We start from the raw sequence: 18,387 nt of genomic DNA on the forward strand, positions 1-18,387 counted from the left end.
CCGGAGTTCACTGCACCGCCGGGTCGGAGTCCTCGGCGGACGCGTTCCACACATCCAGTCGCCACCGCGGCAGTTCACCCGGCATGCCGTGACCCGACAGCTGCACCCAACTGGTGTTCGCGAGACCCCCGAATGCGGGCCAGTTCTCGACCGGCAGACCGAGGAGTGCCGCCGTCATCGCGGCGATGACGCCGCCGTGGGCCACCAGCACCACCGGCGCTTCCGGATTGTCGCCGACACCCCACTCCGGCAGCTGCTCGATCAGCTCGTCGACCAGCGGGGTGGATCGTCGGGCGACGTCGACGCGACTCTCCCCGCCCGGCGGTGTCCAGGTCGCGTCGTCACGCCAGATCGCGCGGGCCCCCGGCATCACGGCATCGACGTCCAGATGGGTCAGACCCTGCCACTCGCCCAGATGTGTCTCGCGCAGCCGGACATCGGTGGTCACCGGCAACCCGGTCCGCTGTGCCAGCGCCTCGGCGGTGTCACGCGCCCGCCGCAGATCCGACGACCAGATCACCACGGGCTGCCGCTTGGCGAGCTCCACCGCCGCCGAATTGGCCTGCCGCACGCCGAGATCAGACAGATCGGTGTCGAGCTGACCCTGCATCCGACTGGCCGCGTTGTATTCGGTCTGCCCGTGCCGCAACAGGATCAGGCGTCGGACCACCGGGGTGAGACGTTCGACCGCGGTGTCGTGTGAATCCGGACCGCCACTCACGACAGCCCGTCCACCTCGACCACCGGACAGTCCTTCCAGAGGCTCTCGAGGGCATAGAAGCGCCGCTCGTCGGTGTGCTGGATGTGCACCACGATGTCGGCGTAGTCAAGAAGTGCCCAGCGACCCTCGCGCGTGCCCTCACGCCGCAGCGGCTTGTGACCGGCCTCCCGCAGTTTCTCCTCGACCTCGTCGACGATGGAATTCACCTGGCGCTCGTTGTCCGCGGACGCGATGACGAAGGCGTCGGTGATCACCAACTGCTCCGACACGTCGATCACGGTCACCTCGTGGGCGAGCTTCTCGGCCGCGGCCAGAGCGGCCACCTTGGCCATCTCCAACGCTTCAGCTGACGCAGTCACACTTGTCTCCTCATTCGCTCACGGCCTGTTCGCCCACGGCCCGGTCGGATTCATCGGCATCGTCCGTCGACTCTCCTGGCCGGGATGTGCCGGCCGGGACCTTCTCGGGGCGGTTGGCCCCCGGCAGGGCCGGGGCGGACACGCCGGGCGACGACGCCCGAGGCGCACGATACAGCTTTCGCTTGGCGATGTACTGGACGACGCCGTCGGGCACCAGGTACCAGACGGGCCGCCCCAGCGATGCGCGGGTCCGGCATTCGGTGGACGAGATGGCCAGAGCCGGGATCTCGAGCAGGTGGAGGGTGTCGGCGGGCATGGCCTCGAGATGGTGCGCCAGATGGGTGGCATCGAGTTCGTAGCCCGGTCGGCTCACTCCCACGAAGCGGGCCAGCCCGAACAGTTCCTCCCAGTCCTGCCACGACAGGATCGATTCGAGCGCATCGGCACCGGTGATGAAGAACAGCTCGGCGTCCGGGAGCAGGGCCCGCAGGTCTCGGAGGGTGTCCACGGTGTAGGTGTCCCCGTCGCGATCGATGTCGACGCGACTGACGCTGAACTGGGGATTCGACGCGGTGGCGATGACCGTCATGAGGTACCGGTCCTCCGGGGGACTCACCGTCTCCTGCTCGCCGATCTTCTGCCACGGACGGCCGGTCGGGACGAAGATGACCTCGTCCAGCGAGAACCGGTGGGCGACCTCACTGGCCGCGACCAGGTGCCCGTTGTGGATCGGGTCGAACGTGCCGCCCATCACGCCGATGCGGCGCGCACGTGGGCGGTCGGGTGACATGGACGGTCAGTCTACGCGTCGGGTGCTGATCGGAGACGGCGGCGCCGGTCAGATCGGCAGCAGATCGGCGATGACCGTGCCCAATTGCGTGGCGTTGCGGCATTCGAACATGTCGATGACATCGGCGTAGTCGGTCGCGGCCGAGTCCCCCGTGCCCCAGTGCTGCTTGGCCTCCGGATTCAGCCAATAGGCGTGTCTGGCACGGTCGACCAGCTCGGCCAGCGCATCGGCATGCGGGTCGTGATAATTGTTCCGGCCGTCCCCGAGGATGAGCAGCGCACCCCGGTGGGTCAGCGAATCGCCGTAGTCGGCGACGAATCCGGCCAGCATGTTGCCGTAATCGGAGTGCCCGTCGCGGGTGGAGATCCGCGCGGTGGAGATCATGTGGTGCATCGCCGCGCCGAAGTCCTCCTCGCCGTGGTCGAAATAGTCCGTCACCTCGTCGACGGTGTCGACGAACGCGAACACCCGGACCTTCGAGAACTGTTGGCGCAGTGCGTACACCAGCCGCAGCGTGAACTGACTGAATCCGGCGACCGATCCCGACACGTCGCAGATGATGATGAGTTCGGGGCGCCCGGGCCGCGGCTTGCGGTGACTGAGTTCGATGGGCACGCCGCCGGTGGACATCGACGCGCGCAACGTCTTCCGGACATCGACCGCACCCCGATGTGCCCGACGACGCCGGGTCTCGAGCTTCGCGGCCAGCAACCTGGCCAGCGGTTCGATGGTCTTGCGGATCTCGACCTGCTCCTTGGCGCCCGCCGAGAGGAAGTTGACGTTCTCCGGCAACGGCGGAACCGCGTAGGCGCCGACCTTCTCGCGGCCGTTGCGGTCGGCCATACGCCGCTGGGTCTCCCGCTCGATCGCCGCACGCAGGTCACTGGCCTTCTGGCGGGCCGCCTGCCGGTACAGCGGCTCGGTGCCGGCTCGCCCGCCGTCGTCGCCGCCCGAATCACCGGCCATCGCGGCGGCGATCTTGGCGATCAGCGTCTGCGGACTGACGGCCGTGATGGCCTGATAGGCCGAGAACGCCTCGCCCCGAGTCGATCCGTACCGACCCAGCTCGTCGACGATCATCGCGATGGCCTGGTCCAGCCGGCCGTCGTTGGCCGAGGCGTCGTCGGCGAGCATCTCCGCCAGCGCGTCCCGGACCGCGTCGACGTCGAGTTCGCCGTCGGGCGTACGCGGGAGATCCTCGGTGACGGTGCGCATTCCGGCACCGACCGGGAACCACAGGTCGAAGACCCGGTCGAACACCCCGCGATGAGCATGGTCGACGAGCAGTGTCGTCGCCAGACCCTCCCGCAGTCGAGGGCGTTCGAGGAGATCGAGGACCTCCATCGCACTCGCCGCGTCGATCAGCGCCGACGGCCCGACCACGATCCCGCGTCGGCGAAGCTCATCGACGAAATCGGTGAGGTGCGCGACGAGCGGAGCCGTCATCAGCCCAGCTTGAGTTCTTTGAGGGCCGTCTTGAGGTCCGGGCGGTGCTTGAGCACCACTCCCAGTGTTCGAGCGATGAGCCCGTCGTCGAATCCGCCGCCGCTCTTGGCCGTCGCCTTCTCGCCCGCCCCCAGAGCCAGCAGCGTGTTGGCCCAGTCGATGGTCTCGGCCACCGACGGCTTCTTGCGGATGTCCAGAGTGCGCAGGACGCCGACGATGCGCACCAGCTCGGCGCTGAGCGAGTCCGACAGGTTCGGCACGCGCGAGGCGAGGATCTCCTTCTCGCGCTCGGCATCCGGGAAGTCGATGTAGAGGTAGAGGCAGCGGCGCTTGAGCGCCTCGGACAGCTCGCGGGTCGCGTTGGACGTGAGCAACACGATCGGACGCCGTTGCGCAGCAACGGTTCCCATCTCCGGAATGGTGATGGCGAAGTCGCTGAGCACTTCCAGCAACAGGCCTTCCATGTCGACGTCGGCCTTGTCGACCTCGTCGATGAGGAGCACGGTTGCGCCCTCCCGCGAGATCGCCTTCAGCAGCGGCCGCGGCAGCAGGAACTCGTCGGAGAAGATGTCGGCCTTGGCCTCATCCCACGCACGGTCACCGGTCGCCTGGATGTGCAGGATCTGCTTGGCGTGGTTCCACTCGTACAGTGCTCGGGCCTCGTCGATGCCCTCGTAGCACTGCAACCGAATGAGTTCGGCATCCGTCGCCGCGGCGATGGACCGGGCCAATTCGGTCTTGCCGACACCCGCGGGGCCTTCGACCAGCAGCGGCTTGCCGAGCCGATCGGCCAGGAACGTCGACGTCGCGGTGGCGTCGTCGGCGAGATAGCCCGTGGCCCGCAGACGTCCGACGACGTCGTCGACCCCCTCGAACGACGGCACGACGGCCGGTCCCGAACCCGTGTACTGAGCGGTCCCCGTACCCGGGGTGTCGGCGCTCATCAGGCGGGCCGCACGTGGCCGTTGCCCCAGACCACCCATTTGGTCGAGGTCAGTTCCGGGAGACCCATCGGGCCCCGGGCGTGGAGTTTCTGAGTGGAGATGCCGATCTCGGCACCGAAGCCGAACTGCTCGCCGTCGGTGAAGGCCGTGGAGGCGTTCACCATCACCGCAGCGGCGTCCACGCGTCGCGTGAACTCGTCGGCGGCCGACAGGTCCGTGGTGATGATCGCCTCGGTGTGGCCGGTCCCGTAGGTGTCGATGTGGGCGACCGCGGCGTCCAGGTCGTCGACGACCTTCATCGCGATGTCCATCGACAGGTACTCCATGGACCAGTCGTCCTCGGTGGCCGGCTCCATACCCGGCTCGTCGCCGTGGATGACCACTCCCTGCGTCTGTAGCACCGAGGTGATGCGCGGAAGCGCCTCGGCGGCAACGGCCTTGTCGATGAGCACGGTCTCGGCGGTGTTGCAGACACTGGGCCTGCGGGTCTTGGAGTTGAGAATGACCCGCGCCGCGACGTCGAGGTCGGCGAGCGCATGGACGTAGACATGGCAGTTGCCGACGCCGGTCTCGATCGTCGGCACGGTCGCGTTGGACACCACGGCGTCGATGAGTCCGGCACCCCCGCGTGGAATGACCACGTCGACGAGTCCGCGCGCCCGGATGAGCGCGGTGACACTGGCGCGATCCTCGCTGGGCAGCAGCGACACCGCGTCCGCGCTGACCCCCTTGGACGACAGGGTCTCCCGCAGCACGCGAACGAGTTCGGCATTCGACGACGCCGCCGACGACGAGCCGCGCAGGAGTACCGCGTTACCGGATTTGAAGGAGATCCCGAAGGCGTCGACGGTGACATTGGGCCGCGCCTCGTAGACGATTCCCACGACGCCGAGGGAGACTCTGAGCTGGCGGAGCTGAAGACCGTTGGGCAGGGTCTTGCCCGCCACCACCTCGCCGATCGGGTCCGGGAGCACAGCGACCTGTCGCAGTCCGTCGGCGATGCCCGCCACGCGGGACTCGTCGAGCCGCAGGCGGTCGAGCAGGCTCACCTCGATGTCGGCTTCTTCGGCACGGGCGATGTCCTCGGCGTTGGCGGCGAGGATGGTCTCCGTTGCTGCCTCGACGGCGTCGGCCGCCGCGAGGAGGACCTCGTTCTTGGCGGCGGTCGTCAGACCACCCAGCGAGCGGGACGCCGACTTGGCGGCCCGGGCGAGCCCGAGGACGGCTTTCTCGATGTCCGACTTCTCGCCGGCGGCCTTCTCGGTGCCGGGCCCGCGTCCGGCGACGGACTGTTCTGCGGTGGGTGCGCTCATCAACATCCTCGACTTCGCGGTGGTTCACGGGCCGGGACGCCCGGGAAAGTGCCGTCCTCAGAGTAGCCCCGACGGTCGGGGGACCCGACGAGAGAGGCCCGCACCGCGTCCTCAGGCCAGGGCGAGAAACAGCTTCTCGAGTTCGGCCTCGGTCAACGGCGGTTGCTCACCGTCAACGGTCTCGATGCACTGGCGCATTCCCGACGCCACGATCTTGAAGCCGGCGCGGTCGAGCGCCCGCGACACCGCGGCGAGCTGGGTGACGACATCCTTGCAGTCACGGCCCGCCTCGATCATCGCGATCACGCCTGCGAGCTGCCCCTGGGCTCGACGCAGCCGGTTGAGCACTGCGCTCATCGCTTCTTCGCCGACAGCCATGTGCGGCTTCTCGTCAACGGCCATGGAGGCTCCCTCCGGGTTCGGGCACGACCGGTGTCCGGTCGTGCAGATTTCTTGACGGACGATACCCCCTTGGGTATGTTGGCCGCCAGAGACGATACCCCCAGGGGTATACAAGAAAGGAACATCATGGCTTCGACCAGCGCCTCGTCAGACGAGGCGGTTGTCACTGATCCGGCGACTTCCCCCGGCCCGCTCGGCCGGTGGGGCGCGGCGATGGCCGGGCACGCGCGGTGGGTGTTCGGTGTGTGGCTCCTCCTGCTGGTGATCCTCGGAGCGGCGGCACCGTCGGTGTTCTCCTCGCTCGCCGGGGCGGGCTGGCAGGCAAACGGATCGGAGTCCGTGCAGGTCCGCGAGCTGGCCCAGCAGCACTTCGGCGGAAACTCCTCGGCTGCGGTGCAGGTGGTCGTCCACTCCGAGCGCGACACGGTCGACAGTCCCGCGGTTGACGAGGTGGTCGCGAAGATCAGCGCGATCGCCGCCTCGGATGACCGCTTCGCGCAGGTCCTCCCGCCACAGCCGGGAATGTCGATCAGCCCCGACGGCCACACCGGAATCGTCATCTTGGGTGCCGCCGCCGACACCGACGAGATGGTGCGCGCCGTCGACGAGCACAAAGACGAGCTGACCGACCTGTCCGATGACGGCGTCGAGGTCTATCCGACCGGGGCGTCGGCGTTGTGGAGCGACTTCAACAAGGCCAACCACGACGCGATGATCAAGGCCGAACTGTTCTCCTGGCCGGTCACGTTGACGATCATGGTTCTCGCGTTCGGGTCGCTCGTCGCGGCCGGGCTCCCCCTGCTGCTGACCATCGCCGGGCTCGTCGCGTCCGCGGGCGGACTCGTCCTGCTCAACCAGGTCACCCCGATCTCGGTGTGGGCGATCAACTTCGCCATGATGTTCGCCCTCGCCCTGGGCATCGACTACGCACTGTTCATCGTGTCGCGCTTCCGCGACGCCATCCGCGGCCACGGCGACAACATGCGTGCCGCGGTCGCCGAGACCATGGACACCTCAGGAAAAGCAGTGTTGCTCTCCGGCATCACCGTCTTGGTGAGCCTGTCGGCCGTGCTGCTGGTTCCCGCACCCGCGGTGCGAACGATGGCCGTGGGCATCATGCTCGCCGTCGTGTTCGTCCTGGCCGCCACCCTGACACTGCTGCCCGCCGCACTGGGCGAGCTCGGCGATGGGGTCAACGCGGTCTCGATGCCATACGCGCGCCGCCAGCAGCACCGATCTCCGTTGTTCGCCCGCTGGGGCGGCTTCCTGCACCGCCACCCGTGGACGATCGCCGCAGGCTCTCTGGGCGTGCTCATCGCTCTCGCGATCCCGGTCTTCGGGCTGAAGGTCGCGATGCCCTCCATCAATGTCGTCCCGGCCGATGCCCCCGTCCGCCAGGGCTACGAACTCGTGCAGTCGCAGATGGGCGAGGGCGCACCGGGGATGTTGCAGATCGTCGCACCCGTCGACGAGGCGCAGCCGACCGCCGCGGTCGCGGCACAGTCCCCGGGCATCGAGATGGTCACTCCCCCGATGCCGGCCGCGGATGGCTCGGGATACGTTCTCATGCAGGCTCTTCCGGCGGTTGATCCGTCCGATGAGCAGTTGGCCACGATCGTCGGCGACCTGCGTGACGCATTGCCCGGAGGCGCTCTGGTCGGCGGCGCGCCCACCGAGAACCTCGACCTACAGCAGGCGCTGAACGACTACCTCCCTCTCGTCGTCTCCGTCATCCTCATCCTCGGTTTCCTCCTGCTCCTGGCGTCACTGCAAGCACCGCTGATCGCACTCATCGGCACCGTGGTGAGCCTGCTGTCCACCGCTGCGGCGTTCGGCGTCGCGAAACTGGTCTTCCAGGACGGCCACCTCGCCGACCTACTGGGTTTCACCCCGCAGGGCTTCCTCGACGGATGGGGCCCGGTGTTCTTCTTCGCCATGATCTTCGCGATCGCGATGGACTACACCGTCTTCCTGCTCGCCACGGCCAAGGAGCATTACGAGCGCTCCGACGACCCGGCGCAGGCCCAGATCGACGGGATGGCCCATTCCGGCCGCATCATCTTCGCGGCGGCCGCGGTCATGGTGGCGGTGTTCTTCACCTTCGCCCTGGCCGAACCGCTCCCCCCGAAGGAGATGGGGATCATCCTGGGCGTGGCGGTCCTGCTCGACGCCATCCTGATCCGGCTCACGCTCCTGCCGGCGCTGTTGCGCATCACCGGCCGGGCGGCGTGGTGGACGCCGTCCTGGTTGCGTCGAGTCCTGCCCGCCATCACCTTCTCGCATTGACTTCGCCCGAAACGGGTACACATCGACCCGAAATGGTCGACAACGAAAGGAATCACAATGTCACTCGCATTGGCCACGACGCTGCAGCTCCCGTTCGAGGAGGCCGTCGCGCGCACCCGCGCCGCCCTCGCCGACCAGGGGTTCGGCGTCCTCACCGAGATCGACGTCAAGGCGACGCTCAAGACGAAACTCGACGAAGACATGGAGCCGTATCTCATCCTGGGCGCCTGCAATCCGCCGCTCGCACACCGCGCGCTCGGCGTCCAGCGGCAGATCGGGTTGTTGTTGCCCTGCAACGTCGTCGTCCGGTCCGATCCCGACGATCCGAACCAGACCCTCGTCGAGGCGATGAACCCCGACCTCATGGTGCAGGTCTCGGACGAACCGGACCTCGAGCCGGTCGCGCGCGACGCCGCGGAGAAGTTGGGCGCCGCGATCGATGCCCTGTCATCGCAGCGGTGAGCACACCGTCCGACTTCGAGATCCTGGAGTCCTCATGACCAACTTCGACTTTCACTTCGACCCCGTGTGCCCCTTCGCCTGGGCGGCCTCCAGGTGGCTCATCGACCGGGCCGACGCGCACCATGCCTCCATCACCTGGCACGTGATGAGCCTGGCAATCCTGAACGAGGATCAGGAGCCGGACTCCGCCGAGCAGCGCCGGCAACTCGACACCTCACGGCGACTCGGACGTGTGCTGACCGCCGCCGCCGAGGAGTCCGGTGCCGAGGTGCTCGAGCCCCTGTACTCGGCGATCGGCCGACGACTCCACCACCGCGGCGACCAGATGACCCCCGCGGTCGCCGCCGAGACCCTGTCCGAGGTGGGGCTTGGTCCGGGGCCGGCCGAGGCCATGGATGACGCATCGTTCGACGAGGCGCTGCGCGCATCGCATCAGCGCGGCCAGGATGCGTTGGGCGAGGCCGGCGGCAGCCCCATCACCGGCATCGACGGGCGCCACTTCTTCGGTCCCGTACTCTCTGCCGTCCCGGCCGGCGACGAGGCCGAGGCGCTCTTCACCGCACTCGTCACACTCGGCGGTGCATCGACCTTCGCGCAGTTCAAGCGTCCGACCGGGGGGCCGCCGACCTTCTCGTCGTGAGGCTCGGTGGCCGCGGGCGGGAGAGCGGTCACCCACTATCCCCCGCACCGCAGAGCCTCCGAAAGGACGCGCCGCGACGGTTCGTCGATGGCCAATCCGTAGGCTGCTGTGACCATCACGAACTGGATCGCGTACTGACACCAGAATCCGGTCGCGGGCGGCATCCAGCGGGCCGGTTCGGAGTCGCTCTTGTCCTGATTCGAGTGCCCGTCGACCGCAACGAGATTGGCCGGATCATTGGCGAAGTCCAGCCTCCTGGCGGCTGTCCACGACCATGCGCCCATGTCCCATGCATAGGACAGCGGGACGATGTGGTCGATCTGCACCGCGGACGCGCTCCGGTCCCGTCGGAAGACGACGAAGTCACCGGTGTACGGACTCCGCAGTTCGCCGGCGAGAACCGCACGCGGGCAACTCGACACCGGACCGGCGCTGACATCGCGCAGATCGCGCGCGAGGACGTCGTTGCGCGTATCGCATCCGTTGCCGCTCCCGGGTACGGACGCGGCGTCGGACCAGGCACTGCCGAACGCCGACCGGTCGTAGTCCTCGCGATCGGTGCGTCCGGCCGAGACCGGTATCGCCGCCAGCGATACCGCCGCCTCGCCGGCCATCGTCCGTATCCCCGGGCCGATGGCGGGGCCGGCCCGGTGTCCGTCGACGCCGACCGCGACCGCCACTGCCGTGACGACGGCAGCGATGAGCATCGCCCACCGGCGCGCAGGCCAGGACGGTGTGTCCCGCGGGGTCCAGAGCATCCATCGCAACCGCATGCACATACGCCGGAGAGTCGGCGAACGCCGCCGAGCATCGCGCACCACCATGCATTCTCAGACGCATACGGCGACCATCCGGTTCCGCGACGAACCCGGTACCGCGCGAATGCCGCAGAACGTCGGTCAGGACTTGTCGAGATACGCGATCTTGTGCGGGACGAGGATGCCGTCGACGAGGTCGGCGAGCGGCCGGTGTTCGAGCAGGGTGATGTCCTCGCCCACGACGTCTTCCGCGAGTTCGCGAGCATCCTCGATGACCTCGACGTCCTCGAGCAGGGAGAGGAACCGCAACGAGGTGTTCACGCCGGACTGGAGAGACCCGAGCAGATCGCCTTCCCGTCGCTGTTCGAGATCTACTCGCGCGAGCTCGAATCCGTCGTTGGAGCCCGCGACGGCGCGGAGGCGATCCATCGACGGGGACGTGTCACGGGCGTTCGTCATGAGCAGGCACAGTCCGGCGTGCCGACCGCGGCCCACGCGACCACGCAACTGATGCAGCTGGCTCACGCCGAAGCGATCGGCGTCGACGATGACCATCGTGGTCGCGTTCGGCACGTCCACACCCACCTCGATGACGGTGGTCGACACCAGGACGTCGACCTCGCCCCGGCCGAAAGCGTCCATGACGGCGTTCTTCTCGTCTGCGGGTAACCGGCCGTGCAACAGCTCCACTCGGCGATGCGCGAACGGACCGGAGACCAGGGCCTCGTACTGCTCGATCACCGACGTCGTCTTCGGGCCCTTCTCGTCGTCCCCGTCGGGTTCGGGCTCGGGACCGTCGCCGATCCGCGAACACACGACGTAGACCTGGCGACCCGCCTCGATCTCCTCATTGGCCCGCGACCAGACGCGGTCGACCCACGAAGCCCGGCTCGTGGGCACCACGGAGGTGGTGATCGGCTGCCGGCCGCGCGGCAGCTCGCGGAGCACCGACGTCTCCAGATCGCCGAACGCGGTCATGGCGACGGTTCGCGGGATCGGCGTTGCGGTCATCACGAGGAAGTGCGGGATGCGTCCGTTGCGTCCCTTGCCGCGCAACACGTCTCGCTGCTCCACACCGAATCGGTGCTGCTCGTCGATCACGACGAGTCCGAGGTCGAAGAACTCGACCTTGTCCTCGAGGAGCGCGTGCGTCCCGATCACGATGCCCGCCTGTCCGGTGACCACGTCGAGCAACGTCTCGCGCCGACCCTTCGTCTTCATCGACCCTGTCAGCAGCGCGATCCGCGTCGCACCTTCGGCCGCGGTGAGCTCGCCCGCCTCGGCGAGGTCGCCCAGCATCGTCCGCATGGTCCGATAGTGCTGCGCGGCGAGAACTTCCGTCGGCGCCAGGATCGCGCACTGGAACCCGTTGTCGACGACCCGCAGCATCGCCAGCAACGACACGAGAGTCTTCCCGGACCCGACCTCACCCTGCAGCAGCCGCGACATCGGCTGCGCGCGGGCCAGATCCTCGGCGAGCTCCTCGCCCACCTCGACCTGACCGTCGGTCAGCGTGAACGGGAGCCGGTCACGCAACTTGTCCTCGAGACCGCCGGGCACCCGCGGGCACGGTGGCGCCGAATCACTTCGGCCCGCCAGTCGACGCTGCGCCAGCACGGTCTGGATGGCCAGCGCCTCGTCGAACTTCAGCCGATGGGACGCGACCTTCACGTCGTCCTCGGAATCGGGCAGGTGGATCTTGCGGATCGCCTCGTCGGTGCTCACGAGTCCCCGCGCCCGCCGCTGCGCCTCGGTCAGGGCATCAGGGATCGGTGCGCTCTCGCTCAACACCCGACGGAGGGCGCCGAGGATGTCCCAGGTCTGGATGTTCTTGTTGGCCGGGTACATCGGCAGGATGTCCCGGTCGAACATCGTGACCAGCGGGTGCTCGCCCCGCTCGCCCGTGACCTGCTCCTCGATCGCGTACATCTCGGTCAGCATCTTGGAGCCGACGACGTCCTCGATCTCCGGGTCGCCGTCGGGCAGGATCATCCATTCGGGGTGGGACAACTGGATCTGGTCGCGGAAGTACTTGACCGCGCCGGCCATCATCACCCGCGCGCCGGGCCGCAACAATCCCTTGATCCGGTACGCGTTGAAGAAGCTGGCCTCGTAGACGTCGTTGTCGTCGGTCACCTTCACCTTGAGGAAAGACCCTTTGCGGCTTCTCATCTTGATGAGATCGGACTTGGTGATCCGCCCGACGATCGTCAGCCACTCGCCGGGCTCGGGTCGTTCCTGGTCGGCCACGTGGCCGCGTCGGATGTACCGACGCGGCGTGTACCGCAACAGTTCGCCGACCGTGTGCACGCCCACGGTGGCCAGCTGTTCGGCGGGCTTGACCCCCAGGACGTCGGCCAGCGAATCCGACAGCACCAGCTCGGTCACTCCACACCCACCTGGATGAGATCGGCGCGCTGCCCGGTTCGATACACCGCCAGTTCGATACCCGGGTAACTGCGCCGCATCTGCTCGCCCACGGCCTCGAGGGCGGCCTCGTCGACGTCGACACCGGCGAGCACTGTCACGAGTTCACCTCCGGTGGAGAGCATGAGGTCGACGAGGGCGGTGCACGCCGACGTCTGATCCGGCGCGACCACGAGAACGTCGTCGCCGATCAGTCCCAGCACGTCGCCGACATCGCTCATCCCGGCCAGCGTCATCATCCTCGTCGTCGCCGACTGCAGCGATCCCCAGCGCGCACCGGCAGCCGCCTCGGCCATCGCGTAGGCGTCGACGTCGGGCACCTCACTCGGATCGTGCACGGCGAGGGCCGCCAGACACTGGGTCATCGACGAGGTCGGCAGCATGAGCACCGAACGCTGGTTGGACCGCACCTCGGTGGCCACCGTGACGAGGTCCTGCGAGGTCAGCGCTCCGTTGGCCATCACGACGACATGCCCACTGTCGGTGTCGCGGATCGCCTGCCCCAATTCGTGCGCGGAGAGACCGTCGTCGGCGCGCAGCACGACAGCACCGGCCTCGCCGAACAGTTCGGCCGCGCCGTCACCGGACACGACGACCACGACAGCACGCTTGTGCCGGGGCGGCGGTTCCGCCGAATCCGCCTGCGCTCGAATGGCATCGAGGGCGAAGCAGCTGATCCGGATGTCCGAGAGCTGCCCGATGCCCGCGCCGGCCTCCACCGCCGCACCCGGCTCGCAGGTGTGCACGTGCACCGAGAACCGTTCGCCCTCACCGCTGGAACTGTCACCGACGATCACCACCGCGTCGCCGAGGTCGTCGAGTCGTGCGCGGAGTTCGGCGATCTGCTCACCGGCCGCCCCGTCGAGGAGGTACATGACCTCGAAGTCCTGGTCGCTGCCGTCGACGCAGGTGTCGTCCGGCCCGTGTCCGAGGGTGGTGCTGTCGGTGAGGATGCCCCGGTAACGGCGCCGACGGTGAGAGACGCCGGTGATCACCTTGACCATGGCGTCGACGATCGCGAGGAATCCGCGTCCGCCCGCGTCCACCACGCCGGCGTTCGCGAGCACCGACAGCTGTTCCGGAGTGCGTTCGAGTGCCTCGGCGCAGTCGTCGGCGACCGCGCGCACCTGGTCGGCAGGCGACTCGTTCTCGTGTGCCGCGGCCGCCTCGGCTGCCACCCGTACCAGGGTGAGGACCGTGCCCTCGCGCGGTTCGCTCACCGCGCGGGTCGCCGCGAGCGAACCGAGGCGGAGTCCCAGCGTCGACAGTTCGGCGAAGGTCAGCGCATCCGTGTCGCCGAGGATCTCGGCACCGTCTGCGAGCCCGACGAGGACCTGGGAGAGGATGATCCCCGAGTTGCCGCGCGCCTGCGCGACCGCACCGTCGGCCATCGCGCGCGCCACCTCGGGCAGGGATGCGTCGGGCGGGGTCCTCTCGACCGCCTCGGCCGCCGCACGCATCGTGAAGAGCATGTTGCTGCCGGTGTCCGAATCCGGGATCGGGAAGACGTTGAGGTCGTTGATCTCGCCGCGCAGCGACTCGAGCTGCTCGACCGAGGTACGGGCCCAGTCGCGCAGCAACTGCGGGTTGACGGTGCGGGCGATCACACGGGAACTCTTTCTCGCAGACGCGGCGCGCGACGGGCAGTGCTCTCGCGGGCGACGTGACCGGCTGGTGAGGTTGTGTGCAAGGCTACTCGGGGTGTCCGACCGTGCGGCGCGACCGATCGGGTCCGCGTACGGCGAGTCGGCCCGGATTTGGTCACGTACCCACGACCTGGTTATCCTTGCAGGGTTGCCTTTCGCCTCGGCCGCGCACACCTTCCGGTGGTGCCGATCGGTTCGAGAGGCTGACCACCAGACCATGATCATCTACCAAGGGAGTTCGACGATGGCTGCCGTCTGCGATATTTGCGGCAAGGGCCCGGGCTTCGGCAAGTCGGTTTCTCACTCGCACCGCCGTACCAACCGACGCTGGAACCCGAACATCCAGTCCGTTCGCGTGGAGGTCGCCCCCGGCAACCGCAAGCGCAAGAACGTCTGCACCTCCTGCCTGAAGGCCGGCAAGACCGCAGCTGTCTGATCTTCCGCACCCGTCCGCGGGTGAGGTGTCCGAGAGCACGAGACCCGATGCCACGAGCGCACGCTCCCCGGCGTCGGGTCTTTGGCGTGTGCGCGATAGGGTTTCGCGCATGGCCTCACCGAACCCCGCCACCCCCGCCGAAGACTCCGCCGCCGGGGAGAACTCCGATGCCCTGGTGACCGAGAACAACGGCGTCCTCACCGTCGCGGTCTCGACCGCGGGTGCGGGCAACTCACTCGACGACGCCGCACTCGCCGCCGGCACGCAGGCTCTCCGCGAGGTCGCGCGCGGCCGTCGGGACGTCGGAGCCGTCCTGCTCGTCGGGCTGGGCAAGAACTTCTGCGCAGGCGGGAACGTCCGGGCCTTCGCCGGCGCGGACGACCGCCCGACCTATCTCCGCGAGATCGCGGACAACTTCCATCAGCTCGTCGGCGCACTCCACGAGGCCGACCGCCCCGTCGTCGTCGCCGCCAAGGGTTGGGCAGCGGGTGCAGGCATGTCGCTGGTCCTGCACGCTGACGTGGCCATCGGCGGCCCGTCCACGAGACTCCGGCCCGCCTACCGCGGCATCGGCCTGACGCCCGACGGTGGACTCACCTGGACACTCCCGCGCGCGGTCGGCGCCGCTCGCGCCCGACAGATCATCCTGACCGACCGCGTCATCACCGCGGAGGAGGCCCTGCAGTGGGGGCTGCTGTCGGAGATCGTCGCCGACGACGAGGTCGAGACGGCCGCGCGGACGGCAGCCGAGACCATCGCGTCCGGCCCTCGTGGCGCCGACGCCGCCACGAGGCATCTGCTCGCCGTCTCCGCGGACACCACGCTGGTCGAGCACCTCGCCCTCGAAGCCCGCTCGATCTCCGAACGGTCGGGGCTGCCCGAGGGCATCGAAGGTGTCGACGCCTTCGTCGGCAAGCGCGCACCTGATTTCGGCAAGGGACGCTGAAGCGGTCGTCGTCCTCGAGTGCGAGACTCGCCCCGCTCCCTGAGGTGCGAGCGAAGCGAGCCTCGAAGGGTCAGGGCAGGCGCCAGTCCACCGGCTCGGCACCGAGATCGAGCAATTCCTCGTTGGCCCGGCTGAAGGGTCGTGAGCCGAAGAACCCGCGCGAGGCGGACAGCGGCGAGGGGTGCGCCGACATGATGGTCGGTACATCGGGAAGCCACTTCTCCAGACCCGCGGCGTCCCGGCCCCACAGGATCGCGACGAGTGGTTCGTCGCGAGCCGCGAGTGCCTTGATGGCGCACTCGGTCACCTCCTCCCAGCCCTTGCCGCGGTGCGAGGCAGGCTCCCCCGGGGCCACCGTGAGCACACGGTTGAGCAGGAGCACGCCGTTGTCCGCCCAGGGCGTGAGATCACCGGTGGTCGGTGTCGGATAGCCCAGATCCGCGCAGTACTCGGTGTAGATGTTCGTCAGCGAGCGCGGGATCGGACGCACGTCGGGAGCCACCGAAAAGCTCAGCCCGACTGCGTGTCCGGGCGTCGGATACGGATCCTGCCCGACGATGAGGACGCGTACGTCCTCGAGCGGACGGGTGAACGCCCGCAGGACATGTTGTCCCGCAGGAAGATAGCGGCGTCCCTCGGCGATCTCCGTACGCAGGAACCGGCCCATCTCGGTGATGATGGGCTCCACCGGGGCCAACGCCTGCGCCCAGCCCGGGTCGATCAGTTCGGCGAGCGGTTTGGGTGGTGCGGTCACTCGATTGCCTCCGTCGTGCGCGGTCGTCAGTCCAGTCGTTTGAGCGCGGTGCGGTAATGCTGCGCGTTCTGGAAGTACATCTCACAGTTCAGGTCGGTGTGCCCCTCGGGAACCTCGTAGCCGTCACGGAGCCGTGCCGGCACACCGAGCGCCATCCGTCGCGGCGGCACGTCGAACTTGAACGGCACCACCGCGCCGGCGCCCACGATCGCGCCGTCACCGACGGTCGACCCGTTCAGGACCACCGATCCCGAGGCGATGAGGCAATCGTCACCGATCGTCGCACCCTCGATGTGCGCGTTGTGACCGACGACGCATCGCTCGCCGATCACCGTCGGTTCGAGGACCGTGCAGTGGATGACGGTGCCGTCCTGGATGTTGCTGCGCGCGCCCACGGTGATGGTCCCGTAGTCACCCCGCAGGACCGCGCCCGGCCACACCGACACGCCATCGCCCAGGGTGACCGCACCGATCACCACCGCATCCGGGTGCACGTAGGTGTCCTGTCCCAGGACCGGTTCTCGATCGTCGAGTGCGTAGATCGCCATGAGGCGACTCTAGTGGGGTGTCGGATCGGCGAAGGACTGCCACCCGTGCAGGTCCGGTCCGTCGGGCCCGCCGACGCGCCGGTCGTCGACCCAGACCTCGGGAGCCGATGACGACGCCGGACCGACCGAGCCGATGACGGTCCAGCCCGGGGGCACCGCCGCCGCCTCGAACGAGGCGAGAAGATGATGGTCCTCGCCCCCGGCGAGGAGCCACCGCGCGACGTCCACCCCGAGCGCACCGGCCGCATCGACCAGATCGGGGCGTCGCGGCACGGCACCGGACTCCACGGTCATCGCGAGCCCCGCGGCCCTCGACATCGTGAGCAGTTCTTCGACGAGACCGTCGGAGATGTCGGTCATGGCGTGCGCGCCCGCAGCCGCGGCGACCGGCCCCTGGCCGAGGTCGGGAGCCGGCACGCGATGCAGCGCAACGAGTTCCGGCCAATCGCTCTCGGCCGCACGCGGATCGGACAACACCGCGAGCCCCGCCGCACTGGCCCCGAGCGGACCACTCACCGCGAGGACGTCACCCGTACGAGCGCCACCGAGTGACACCGGACGACGACCCTCCAGGGCACCGACCGCGGTGACACTCACCACCACCTGCCCGGCCGCGACGAGATCGCCGCCCAGCACTCGCGCACCCAGTTCGTGCGCAGCGTGCACCACCCCGTCGTTGAGGTCGAGGACCACGCCGACCGGCGTCTCCGCCGGACACGCGATGGATACGACGAGACCCGTTGTGCGCCCGCCCATCGCGGCGACATCGGCCGAACTCTGCACCACCGCGCGGGCACCGACCTGGTCGGGCGTCGACCAGTCGAACCGAAAATGGTGGCCCTCGACGACGGTGTCGGTGCTGATCACCGCCGACCCGCCGATGTCGAGAACGGCTGCGTCGTCACCCGATCCGATCACGATGTCGTGGGCCGGCTCGCCGGTTGTCGCGGACGCGGTCAGCGCGGCGATCACCGCGCGCTCACCGATCGCACCGACCGTGTCGGTCCGGTCGATCGGGCGGTGGGGGCGACCGGTCTCCTCGAAGGTCACTCGTGGGCCTTTCCTCTTCCGGTCGCGCACGCACGGGGTTGTCGGTGACAATGTGTGCCACAGTGTATTGGGCCGCCGGGCGCGGCCGGTTCGCAGCAGACCCGGACTGCCCGGAGTCGAACACTGCCCGACGGAGAGGATGCCCGTGGTCCAGGCATACATACTGATCCAGACCGAGGTCGGCAGGGCCGCACTCGCGGCGGCGACGATCGCCGAGATCGCCGGCGTCGCCTCGTCGGAAGAGGTCAGTGGGCCGTATGACGTGATCGTCCGGGTCGATGCGGCCGACGCCACGCACCTGACCGAGAACGTCGTTCCGCAGATCCAGAAGGTCGACGGCATCACCCGCACCCTGACCTGCCCGGTGGTCACGAAGACGCGCTGACCGGTGACCCGCAGGCCATCGGCGTCCGCGACAGGTCCCCACGCGCGGGGCCGACCGGGGGGCTCTCCTACTGT

19 protein-coding genes are annotated in these 18,387 nt (G+C 68.5%); 6 read left to right on the forward strand and 13 right to left on the reverse strand.

All coding sequences use genetic code 11. The annotated features are described in order from the left end of the window. Positions 1-7: 7 nt before the first annotated feature. The 7 genes from ABIC25_RS15250 to ABIC25_RS15280 all read right to left on the reverse strand — a co-directional run bounded on the left by ABIC25_RS15250 (position 8) and on the right by ABIC25_RS15280 (position 5,951). Entirely contained in the window at positions 8-721 is a 714-nt protein-coding gene (locus ABIC25_RS15250; protein ID WP_064570625.1) for a histidine phosphatase family protein, read from the reverse strand. After that, entirely contained in the window at positions 718-1,080 is a 363-nt protein-coding gene (gene rsfS / locus ABIC25_RS15255) for a ribosome silencing factor (RefSeq protein ID WP_004023080.1), read from the reverse strand. The genes ABIC25_RS15250 and rsfS overlap by 4 nt, the downstream gene beginning before the upstream one ends. A 10-nt stretch (positions 1,081-1,090) precedes the next feature. Further along, a complete protein-coding gene (gene nadD / locus ABIC25_RS15260; RefSeq protein ID WP_004023081.1) occupies positions 1,091-1,870 on the reverse strand; it encodes a nicotinate-nucleotide adenylyltransferase in 780 nt (259 codons plus the stop codon). Positions 1,871-1,918: 48 nt separating this feature from the next. Then, positions 1,919-3,316: a vWA domain-containing protein gene (locus ABIC25_RS15265; protein WP_354562125.1), complete on the reverse strand. Its 1,398-nt coding sequence runs from the start codon at positions 3,314-3,316 to the stop codon at positions 1,919-1,921. After that, positions 3,316-4,260: an AAA family ATPase gene (locus ABIC25_RS15270; RefSeq protein ID WP_051987154.1), complete on the reverse strand. Its 945-nt coding sequence runs from the start codon at positions 4,258-4,260 to the stop codon at positions 3,316-3,318. The genes ABIC25_RS15265 and ABIC25_RS15270 overlap by 1 nt, the downstream gene beginning before the upstream one ends. Next, positions 4,260-5,573, reverse strand: a complete 1,314-nt coding sequence (locus ABIC25_RS15275) for a glutamate-5-semialdehyde dehydrogenase (protein WP_354562126.1) — start codon at positions 5,571-5,573, stop codon at positions 4,260-4,262. Before ABIC25_RS15275 ends, ABIC25_RS15270 begins: the two co-directional genes overlap by 1 nt. Positions 5,574-5,684: 111 nt before the next feature. Continuing rightward, positions 5,685-5,951, reverse strand: coding sequence for a metal-sensitive transcriptional regulator (locus ABIC25_RS15280; protein ID WP_010841296.1), 267 nt, complete (start codon positions 5,949-5,951; stop codon positions 5,685-5,687). Between the two features lie 150 nt (positions 5,952-6,101). On the opposite strand from ABIC25_RS15280, the gene ABIC25_RS15285 reads away from it, so the two are divergent. Genes ABIC25_RS15285 through ABIC25_RS15295 form a run of 3 tightly spaced genes read left to right on the forward strand, consistent with a single transcriptional unit; the run spans position 6,102 to position 9,363 of the window. Next, positions 6,102-8,261, forward strand: a complete 2,160-nt coding sequence (locus ABIC25_RS15285) for an MMPL family transporter (RefSeq protein WP_354562128.1) — start codon at positions 6,102-6,104, stop codon at positions 8,259-8,261. Between the two features lie 57 nt (positions 8,262-8,318). Continuing rightward, positions 8,319-8,723: a DUF302 domain-containing protein gene (locus ABIC25_RS15290; protein ID WP_004023087.1), complete on the forward strand. Its 405-nt coding sequence runs from the start codon at positions 8,319-8,321 to the stop codon at positions 8,721-8,723. A 34-nt stretch (positions 8,724-8,757) separates the two neighbouring features. Next, on the forward strand, positions 8,758-9,363 hold the full coding sequence (locus ABIC25_RS15295) for a mycothiol-dependent nitroreductase Rv2466c family protein (RefSeq protein WP_354562129.1): 606 nt from the start codon (positions 8,758-8,760) through the stop codon (positions 9,361-9,363). Positions 9,364-9,398: 35 nt separating this feature from the next. Here ABIC25_RS15295 and ABIC25_RS15300 read toward each other — a convergent pair whose 3' ends face one another. The 3 genes from ABIC25_RS15300 to ABIC25_RS15310 all read right to left on the reverse strand — a co-directional run bounded on the left by ABIC25_RS15300 (position 9,399) and on the right by ABIC25_RS15310 (position 14,155). Beyond that, positions 9,399-10,187: an HNH endonuclease family protein gene (locus ABIC25_RS15300; RefSeq protein WP_239402511.1), complete on the reverse strand. Its 789-nt coding sequence runs from the start codon at positions 10,185-10,187 to the stop codon at positions 9,399-9,401. Between the two features lie 75 nt (positions 10,188-10,262). Continuing rightward, the gene (gene recG, locus ABIC25_RS15305) at positions 10,263-12,509 is read right to left on the reverse strand and encodes an ATP-dependent DNA helicase RecG (RefSeq protein WP_354562130.1); all 2,247 of its coding nucleotides are present in this window, start codon (positions 12,507-12,509) and stop codon (positions 10,263-10,265) included. After that, complete coding sequence (locus ABIC25_RS15310; protein ID WP_248643043.1) at positions 12,506-14,155, reverse strand: DAK2 domain-containing protein; 1,650 nt, start codon at positions 14,153-14,155, stop codon at positions 12,506-12,508. Before ABIC25_RS15310 ends, recG begins: the two co-directional genes overlap by 4 nt. Before the next feature lie 283 nt (positions 14,156-14,438). On the opposite strand from ABIC25_RS15310, the gene rpmB reads away from it, so the two are divergent. Then, positions 14,439-14,630, forward strand: a complete 192-nt coding sequence (rpmB, locus tag ABIC25_RS15315) for a 50S ribosomal protein L28 (protein WP_004023092.1) — start codon at positions 14,439-14,441, stop codon at positions 14,628-14,630. A gap of 109 nt (positions 14,631-14,739) precedes the next feature. Then, positions 14,740-15,576: an enoyl-CoA hydratase/isomerase family protein gene (locus ABIC25_RS15320; RefSeq protein ID WP_354562131.1), complete on the forward strand. Its 837-nt coding sequence runs from the start codon at positions 14,740-14,742 to the stop codon at positions 15,574-15,576. 70 nt (positions 15,577-15,646) lie between these two features. Here ABIC25_RS15320 and ABIC25_RS15325 read toward each other — a convergent pair whose 3' ends face one another. Genes ABIC25_RS15325 through ABIC25_RS15335 form a run of 3 tightly spaced genes read right to left on the reverse strand, consistent with a single transcriptional unit; the run spans position 15,647 to position 17,928 of the window. Beyond that, positions 15,647-16,330, reverse strand: a complete 684-nt coding sequence (locus ABIC25_RS15325; RefSeq protein ID WP_354562133.1) for a uracil-DNA glycosylase — start codon at positions 16,328-16,330, stop codon at positions 15,647-15,649. Positions 16,331-16,356: 26 nt separating this feature from the next. After that, positions 16,357-16,878 (reverse strand): gamma carbonic anhydrase family protein, encoded by a 522-nt coding sequence (locus tag ABIC25_RS15330; RefSeq protein ID WP_004023095.1) that lies wholly within the window; start codon positions 16,876-16,878, stop codon positions 16,357-16,359. 9 nt (positions 16,879-16,887) lie between these two features. Then, the gene (locus ABIC25_RS15335) at positions 16,888-17,928 is read right to left on the reverse strand and encodes a thiamine-phosphate kinase (protein ID WP_354562135.1); all 1,041 of its coding nucleotides are present in this window, start codon (positions 17,926-17,928) and stop codon (positions 16,888-16,890) included. A gap of 139 nt (positions 17,929-18,067) precedes the next feature. Here ABIC25_RS15335 and ABIC25_RS15340 point away from each other — a divergent pair, with 139 nt between their 5' ends. Then, complete coding sequence (locus ABIC25_RS15340) at positions 18,068-18,313, forward strand: Lrp/AsnC ligand binding domain-containing protein (RefSeq protein WP_101819351.1); 246 nt, start codon at positions 18,068-18,070, stop codon at positions 18,311-18,313. The last annotated feature ends 74 nt before the right edge of the window (positions 18,314-18,387 follow it).

Source organism: Gordonia sp. PvP123 (assembly GCF_040547295.1).
In the GTDB taxonomy this organism is placed as follows: Bacteria; Actinomycetota; Actinomycetes; order Mycobacteriales; family Mycobacteriaceae; genus Gordonia; species Gordonia terrae.

What these genes read in the sequence shown, in the direction of transcription:
- nadD (WP_004023081.1), bottom strand. Translation starts at nt 1,870, where the DNA reads ATGTCACCCGACCGCCCACGTGCGCGCCGCATCGGCGTGATGGGCGGC.
- ABIC25_RS15265 (WP_354562125.1), bottom strand. Translation starts at nt 3,316, where the DNA reads ATGACGGCTCCGCTCGTCGCGCACCTCACCGATTTCGTCGATGAGCTT.
- ABIC25_RS15270 (WP_051987154.1), bottom strand. Translation starts at nt 4,260, where the DNA reads ATGAGCGCCGACACCCCGGGTACGGGGACCGCTCAGTACACGGGTTCG.
- ABIC25_RS15275 (WP_354562126.1), bottom strand. Translation starts at nt 5,573, where the DNA reads ATGAGCGCACCCACCGCAGAACAGTCCGTCGCCGGACGCGGGCCCGGC.
- ABIC25_RS15280 (WP_010841296.1), bottom strand. Translation starts at nt 5,951, where the DNA reads ATGGCTGTCGGCGAAGAAGCGATGAGCGCAGTGCTCAACCGGCTGCGT.
- ABIC25_RS15285 (WP_354562128.1), top strand. Translation starts at nt 6,102, where the DNA reads ATGGCTTCGACCAGCGCCTCGTCAGACGAGGCGGTTGTCACTGATCCG.
- ABIC25_RS15290 (WP_004023087.1), top strand. Translation starts at nt 8,319, where the DNA reads ATGTCACTCGCATTGGCCACGACGCTGCAGCTCCCGTTCGAGGAGGCC.
- ABIC25_RS15295 (WP_354562129.1), top strand. Translation starts at nt 8,758, where the DNA reads ATGACCAACTTCGACTTTCACTTCGACCCCGTGTGCCCCTTCGCCTGG.
- ABIC25_RS15300 (WP_239402511.1), bottom strand. Translation starts at nt 10,187, where the DNA reads ATGGTGGTGCGCGATGCTCGGCGGCGTTCGCCGACTCTCCGGCGTATG.
- rpmB (WP_004023092.1), top strand. Translation starts at nt 14,439, where the DNA reads ATGGCTGCCGTCTGCGATATTTGCGGCAAGGGCCCGGGCTTCGGCAAG.
- ABIC25_RS15320 (WP_354562131.1), top strand. Translation starts at nt 14,740, where the DNA reads ATGGCCTCACCGAACCCCGCCACCCCCGCCGAAGACTCCGCCGCCGGG.
- ABIC25_RS15330 (WP_004023095.1), bottom strand. Translation starts at nt 16,878, where the DNA reads ATGGCGATCTACGCACTCGACGATCGAGAACCGGTCCTGGGACAGGAC.
- ABIC25_RS15340 (WP_101819351.1), top strand. Translation starts at nt 18,068, where the DNA reads ATGCCCGTGGTCCAGGCATACATACTGATCCAGACCGAGGTCGGCAGG.